This is a genomic window from Brasilonema sp. UFV-L1 (genome assembly GCF_012912105.1).
In the GTDB taxonomy this organism is placed as follows: domain Bacteria; phylum Cyanobacteriota; class Cyanobacteriia; order Cyanobacteriales; family Nostocaceae; genus Brasilonema.
Genome location: NZ_QMEA01000333.1, coordinates 1 through 740 on the forward strand (window position 1 = coordinate 1; position 740 = coordinate 740).

The 740-nt window shown below is 48.0% G+C and carries 1 pseudogene; it reads right to left on the reverse strand.

The features are described from left to right. Positions 1–740: pseudogene (locus tag DP117_RS35255) on the reverse strand (photosystem II q(b) protein); the annotation flags it as partial.

Here is a 740-nt window from a genome sequence, read left to right on the forward strand (position 1 = left end):
ACAGGCCAAGCTGCTAAGAAGAAGTGTAAGCTACGGCTGTTGTTGAAAGAAGCATATTGGAAAATCAGGCGACCGAAGTAACCGTGTGCTGCAACAATGTTGTAGGTTTCTTCTTCTTGACCGAACTTGTAACCGTAGTTTTGAGATTCGGTTTCGGTTGTTTCACGAACCAGAGAAGAAGTTACCAAAGAACCGTGCATTGCACTGAACAAGCTACCACCGAACACACCAGCCACACCTAACATGTGGAAGGGGTGCATGAGGATGTTGTGCTCAGCTTGGAACACTAACATGAAGTTGAATGTTCCAGAGATGCCCAAAGGCATACCGTCAGAGAAGGAACCTTGTCCTAAGGGGTAAACCAGGAAGACTGCGGTTGCTGCTGCAACAGGTGCAGAGAATGCAACACAGATCCAAGGACGCATTCCTAAGCGGTAGGAAAGTTCCCACTCACGTCCTAGGTAGCAGAAGACTCCAATCAAGAAGTGGAAGATTACCAATTGGTAAGGACCACCGTTGTACAACCACTCATCTAAGGAAGCTGCTTCCCAGATTGGGTAGAAGTGCAAACCAATTGCGTTGGAGGAAGGAACAACTGCACCAGAGATGATGTTGTTTCCATACATCAAGGAACCTGCGACAGGTTCACGGATACCATCAATGTCTACTGGAGGTGCAGCGATGAAAGCGATGATGAAGCAGGTGGTTGCTGCAAGCAGGGTTGGAATCATTAGGACGCC